The sequence below is a fragment of the Bartonella sp. AC70YNML genome, assembly GCF_042196545.1.
Classification (GTDB): domain Bacteria; phylum Pseudomonadota; class Alphaproteobacteria; order Rhizobiales; family Rhizobiaceae; genus Bartonella.
In genome coordinates this window covers 1-5075 of record NZ_JBHIQK010000027.1, presented here as the reverse complement: position 1 = coordinate 5075, position 5075 = coordinate 1, and the positions used below count along the sequence as shown (strand labels likewise).

Genomic DNA, 5075 nt, shown 5'->3' with positions numbered 1-5075 from the left:
TTTACATGCGTTATAATATTTACATTATGATTTGCTTTTTATGGTCTATTCATACATGGCAATCTTATATAAAAAATAGTCAAATGAATCACGTATAAAAGTGTGGATTCTTAAGTGGATTCATATAAAATAACTTCACACAACCTATTGACTTTATTGTGTTTTTTGATATAATGCCGCATCACCAAGTTACGGGCTTATCGCCTGAGTTTATCGGGACGAGAGAAGTCTCACAAGCAGGGATTTTAGAGGCACAACGGCGTCAATCTAGTCTTAACCTGCTTGCTTGTCTGTTTGATGGCTTGCGTTTGTATCGCAAGCGGCAAGGTAAGATTATTTTACACCTTATACAGAATTATTTGTCTGATGGTCGCTTGGTACGGATATCGGGTGAGGAGAACGCGCAATATATTCCATTGACGCGTGAAGAAGTAACGAGTGTCGAGTATGATATTGTAGTTGATGATGCTCCAACCAGCCCGAATGAGAAAGAGCGTACCTTTGGCATTATCACGCAATTATTACCGTTGCTTCAAAATGCCGTAACACCGGATATCATGCTTGATTTGCTTCGTTATTCACCATTGCCTGCGTCATTACTCAATCGTGTGAGTGAGAAGATGCAACAGCAGCAAATGGCACAACAAGCCCAACAACAGCAAATGGATCCGGAACAAGAAATGAAGTTGCAAGAAAAGCAGCAGGATATTGCGACTAAAAGCCAGATGCAACAGATGGATTTGCAAGGAAAGCAGATTGAATTGTTCATGCGTCAAAAGAGAGCAGAATTGGAAGCCGAAATGATGCAACAGAGGCATGACATTGAACGTCAGAAGCTTCTCAATGAACAAGCACACAATCAGATTATGCGAGAGAGAATAGCATTGCACAGAGGCATGCATATTTGAGAGAGGTGAAAGAATGAATGCAGAAATGAACGAAGCTATGAATGAAGATTATAGGGTTGGTGCACCGGTATTTGATGATGAGAACTCTTTTGATGCTGGCACTTATGATGGTGAAACGATTGATAATGATGACATCACGTCTCCAGAGCCGGTTGCACAGCCCGTTGAAAAGCCTTCAGAGATTGTTCCTAGTATAGAACAGCAGCGTGTGGAGCAACAAGCCAAACAAGCTCGTGAAGCGCTTGTCAAGCTTTATGAACCCCAATCCCAGACACCAATGGTTGAAGGTGAAAATGCACCCCCAGACCCTACACAAGACATTATTGGCTATATGAGTTGGATGGGAAAAAAGATTCGAGAGCAGGATGCGTATATTAGGGAACAGAAAGAAGCGCTAAGACAAGCTGAGGAACAGCAGCAGCACGATATGCGTCTTGGTGAATTTTTTAATAATTCTGTTAAGTCGTTTCAAAATAAATCCAGTGATTTTGATGCCGCGGCAAATTTTCTTTATGAGGCACGCGCAAAGGAATTGAGTTCTTGGTCATCACTTTATCCTGAGTATGGACAACAAAACACAATAGATGCGATTATAAGAGATCAATTGCATGCGCTTGTAGCGACTTGTGCACAAAGAGATCTCAATCCGGCAGAAGAGATTTATAGAATAGCGCAAAATCTTGGCTATCAGAACCAAGCATTACAAGCGAATAATCAAGTTGCAGAACTTCAAAGTCGGCAGAATTCTGCGAGAACCTTAACGGCATCTGGAGGAGGGGGGAGTGTTGGACCAATCACTTTAGCAAGCATTGATAGGATGTCAGAAGAAGAATTTGACGCTTGGATATCAAATCCGAAAAATAAAGCAATTTTTCGGCAATTGCATGGTGCTGGTAACGGGTATTAAGAGTGCATTTTTATAGAAATTAGCCTGTTTTATGCAGGGTTATGGTCCGGCTTTTAAGCCGGTTTTTTTACAGCAAAGAAAGGTAAAATCAATGGCATTAACAACAGTTAGAGCAGATGATCCTCATGCGATAAGCACGTGGTCAAAATTATTAAATACAGAAGTTTCAAAGGCGATACCTATTGCCCCCCTTATAGGCAAGGGTTCAAACAGCATTATTCAACTAAAAACCGAAATGCAGAAAGGAAGAGGGGATTGTGTTACATTTAGCTTACGTACACAGCTTTTGGGACGGGGTGTTACCTCAGGACAGACGCTTGAGGGGAATGAAGAGGCATTACAATTCCTTCATGACAGACTATATATTGACGAACTTTCGCATGCAGTTCGTGTAGAAAATGAAGGTAGTATAGCGCAACAACGTACAACGTTTGATTTGCGTGACGAAGCAAAAGATGGCTTAGTTGATTGGTATGCAGATCGCTTAAGCTTGATGTTTTTCATTCAAGCTTGCGGATATACAGCAAGGACAATCTCTTTTGAAGATCGGATGATAGATATCGAGAATGTGCATTATGGATTTAATGAACCTCTTGCACCAAGTAGTAAGCGAATTATCCGTCCAGATGAGAAAACCAAGGATGAAGATCTAAGTGAAGCAGACAAACATAGCTTTAGTTTGAAGCTTATTGATGAAGCTGTAAAAATGGCAAAACTTGCTAATCCCAAAATTCGACCAGTGCGTGTGAATGGGGAGAGTGTTTATGTACTCTATTTGCATCCAACACAAGTGATGCAATTGCGCACCAATACAGAGACTGGTCAATGGCTTGATATTCAGAAAGCTGCTTATACCGGTTCGCGTTCCAAAAATCCAATCTTTGATGGTTCTTTAGGCATGTATAATGGTGTGATTTTACGTGAATCTGAACATGTTACCCATGGTGTTAACTCGACAAATCGTGCAGCGAAAAAAAGCGTGCGTCGTGCTGTTTTTCTTGGAGCACAAAGTATCGTTATGGCTTTTGGGAACAATCGCAATGTCAATCGCTATCAATTGGTGGAAGAGCATTTCGACTATCAACGTTACTATGGTTTGTCTGCGAAAACACTGATTGGCATGAAGAAAACCCGTTTCAAATTTCCAAATAGCTCTCAAGCAGCGCAAGATTTTGGAACGATTGTTATCCCCACCTACAGTGGTGAACCTGATAATTAATCATAGGGAGAAAACAAGACATGGCAGATCAATTACCACCTCCATTACAGGGAAGAAATCTTCACACCCAACAGGTGAGTTTCTTACGTTTGAATATCTCGCATAAAGATAAGCATCTTACGGAAAAAATCGGAATTTTGCCTCGTGGCGCTTTGATCACTTCGATGAAGGCTTTTGTCAAGACCGCGTTTTCTGAGGCAAAATTAAAGATAGGCAGCACCTATGGAGGCAATGAGTTCAGTGAAAAAGACATCAAAGCCCAAGGCACGCAAGATTTTACGCCAACAGATCAAAAGTCTTTTGTTGCAGATGATAAGGAGATGACCCTTTATGCAACACGAGACAAAACCACTGATGCTGGTGAATGTATTGTGGTTGTGCAATTCGTGACAAATCATTGAGGGGATAAGACATGGCAGATTATTTACCACAGCCCTTGCAAGGGAGAAGTCTTCATACGCAGCAGGTAAGCTTTTTGCGGCTTAATTTTAGCTATGAAGATAAAGAAAACGCTATGAGAATAGGTACGCTACCTCGTGGTGCTTTGATTACTTCGATCAAAGTATATGTTAAGACAGCATTTTCGGACACGAAGGTAAAAATAGGCAGCACTGCTGGAGGGACTGAGTTTGGGGAAGCAGAAATCAAACAGCAGGCAGTCAAAGAAGTTAAGCCCACCAATCAGAAGGAATTTGTCCCTTATGATGAAGAACTTACTCTCTATGCTAAAGCGGACAAAACGGTACAAGCTGGTCAAGCAAGTATAGTCGTTGAATTCGTAACCAATCACTAAAATTGAGAGGAGATATCTATTAACTCCTCTCAGTTTATGAATTAGCAGATTGTACAGAGAGTTGTAAATTAAGGGCAGATAAGACAGCGACTAAGGTAGAAAGTTTAGGGTCACCTGTTTTGCTTAAAGAGCGGTATAATCCACTGCGTTCTCGATTGGTTTCTTTTGCTAAAGCACGCATATTTTGAGAGCGAGCAACAATACCAATGGCATCCGCTATATGAGCAGCATCACCAGTTTTGAAGGCTTCATTGAGAAATGCTTGTTGTACTTCAATGTCTTCAAGATATTCTTCTGGTTTAAATGGGGTTATTTTCATCACTGTACTCCTCTTTTAACTTTAATGCTTGTTCGATATCCCTTTTCTGCGTTGATTTATCTCCACCGCATAACAAAAGGATAAAATCAGAGCCTTTTTGGATAAAATAAATTCGATAACCAGCACCATAGTGGATACGTAATTCACCTATGCCATTAAAGAATTTAACATCACCGAGAAGACCTTGTTTTAAGCGTATAACACGTTGAAGAATAATAGCCTTAACGCTTTTATCTTTAAGTTTCTTAAGCCAAGTATCAAATTCTATCGTTTTATGAATGAACACCATTAGTGTACTGTAATACACATAATGTATAATGTCAATAATAATATTCCTCACAGAAAGGTATTTTGATGACACGTCATTATATTCGGGTTAAGACCGGAGGACCGATACCTGTAAAGCGAGATGTTTATCGTCATAAGAGAACACTTTCGCACTTAGTGTCGGTCATTCAAGATGAGATTGATGACATAGCCGATGAGTATGTTCATCAAATCCAAGAAAGCATTTTTGCAGCTATTCGTTTTTGTGAACGAGAGACCTTTTACTTTAACGAAAGCCGTGATGTGGTGTTTGAGACACGGGCGGGACAAGGTGTTTATGATGCAAGCACTACCCGCCCTATTGAAACAGCTGTTAAAATCAAAAACGTTTATCTGAGTTCTGATCAACATCATAAGTTTGCATTGGAGTGTAAGGATCATGTTTCTTTAGAGCCTTTGTTATCATCAGAGCAGCAAGGAACGCCGGTTTGTTACAGTTATTTTGATAGGAAATTACATCTTTATCCCACGCCGGATAGAGCCTATCAGATTCAACTCATTCTCTCTCCATTGCGTTTATCAGAGATAGAGAGTGTTGATGAGGAGCATCCATGGTTTGTGCACGCGTTTGATTTGATTAAGGCGCGTGCAAAATATGAACT

General features: G+C 40.4%; 7 protein-coding genes and 1 pseudogene. 6 read left to right on the top strand and 2 right to left on the bottom strand.

Annotation, left to right across the window (positions count from 1 at the left end; all coding sequences use genetic code 11):
- Window positions 1–182 precede the first annotated feature (182 nt).
- The 5 genes and pseudogenes from ACFIMU_RS08450 to ACFIMU_RS08430 all read left to right on the top strand — a co-directional run.
- A pseudogene (locus tag ACFIMU_RS08450) lies at window positions 183–908 on the top strand (phage portal protein); the annotation flags it as partial.
- A 13-nt stretch (window positions 909–921) separates the two neighbouring features.
- A complete protein-coding gene (locus tag ACFIMU_RS08445; RefSeq protein WP_375615329.1) occupies window positions 922–1815 on the top strand; it encodes a hypothetical protein in 894 nt (297 codons plus the stop codon).
- Between the two features lie 91 nt (window positions 1816–1906).
- Window positions 1907–3034 carry a N4-gp56 family major capsid protein gene (locus tag ACFIMU_RS08440; protein WP_375615330.1) on the top strand — a complete coding sequence of 376 codons (1128 nt, stop codon included), beginning with the start codon at window positions 1907–1909 and terminating at the stop codon, window positions 3032–3034.
- Window positions 3035–3054: 20 nt separating this feature from the next.
- Entirely contained in the window at window positions 3055–3435 is a 381-nt protein-coding gene (locus tag ACFIMU_RS08435; RefSeq protein WP_252619690.1) for a hypothetical protein, read from the top strand.
- 11 nt (window positions 3436–3446) lie between these two features.
- Complete coding sequence (locus tag ACFIMU_RS08430) at window positions 3447–3827, top strand: hypothetical protein (protein ID WP_375606622.1); 381 nt, start codon at window positions 3447–3449, stop codon at window positions 3825–3827.
- A 34-nt stretch (window positions 3828–3861) separates the two neighbouring features.
- On the opposite strand, the gene ACFIMU_RS08425 is transcribed toward ACFIMU_RS08430, so the two are convergent.
- The gene (locus ACFIMU_RS08425; RefSeq protein ID WP_375606621.1) at window positions 3862–4146 is read right to left on the bottom strand and encodes an addiction module antidote protein; all 285 of its coding nucleotides are present in this window, start codon (window positions 4144–4146) and stop codon (window positions 3862–3864) included.
- Window positions 4127–4435 (bottom strand): type II toxin-antitoxin system RelE/ParE family toxin, encoded by a 309-nt coding sequence (locus tag ACFIMU_RS08420; protein ID WP_375606620.1) that lies wholly within the window; start codon window positions 4433–4435, stop codon window positions 4127–4129. Before ACFIMU_RS08420 ends, ACFIMU_RS08425 begins: the two co-directional genes overlap by 20 nt.
- Window positions 4436–4500: 65 nt before the next feature.
- Here ACFIMU_RS08420 and ACFIMU_RS08415 point away from each other — a divergent pair.
- On the top strand, window positions 4501–5075 hold a 575-nt coding region (locus tag ACFIMU_RS08415; protein ID WP_375697016.1), incomplete at its 3' end, for a hypothetical protein.

Coding starts and splice junctions, on each gene's coding strand:
- ACFIMU_RS08420 (WP_375606620.1), bottom strand. CDS start 4,435: ATGGTGTTCATTCATAAAACGATAGAATTTGATACTTGGCTTAAGAAA.
- ACFIMU_RS08445 (WP_375615329.1), top strand. CDS start 922: ATGAATGCAGAAATGAACGAAGCTATGAATGAAGATTATAGGGTTGGT.
- ACFIMU_RS08425 (WP_375606621.1), bottom strand. CDS start 4,146: ATGAAAATAACCCCATTTAAACCAGAAGAATATCTTGAAGACATTGAA.
- ACFIMU_RS08440 (WP_375615330.1), top strand. CDS start 1,907: ATGGCATTAACAACAGTTAGAGCAGATGATCCTCATGCGATAAGCACG.
- ACFIMU_RS08430 (WP_375606622.1), top strand. CDS start 3,447: ATGGCAGATTATTTACCACAGCCCTTGCAAGGGAGAAGTCTTCATACG.
- ACFIMU_RS08435 (WP_252619690.1), top strand. CDS start 3,055: ATGGCAGATCAATTACCACCTCCATTACAGGGAAGAAATCTTCACACC.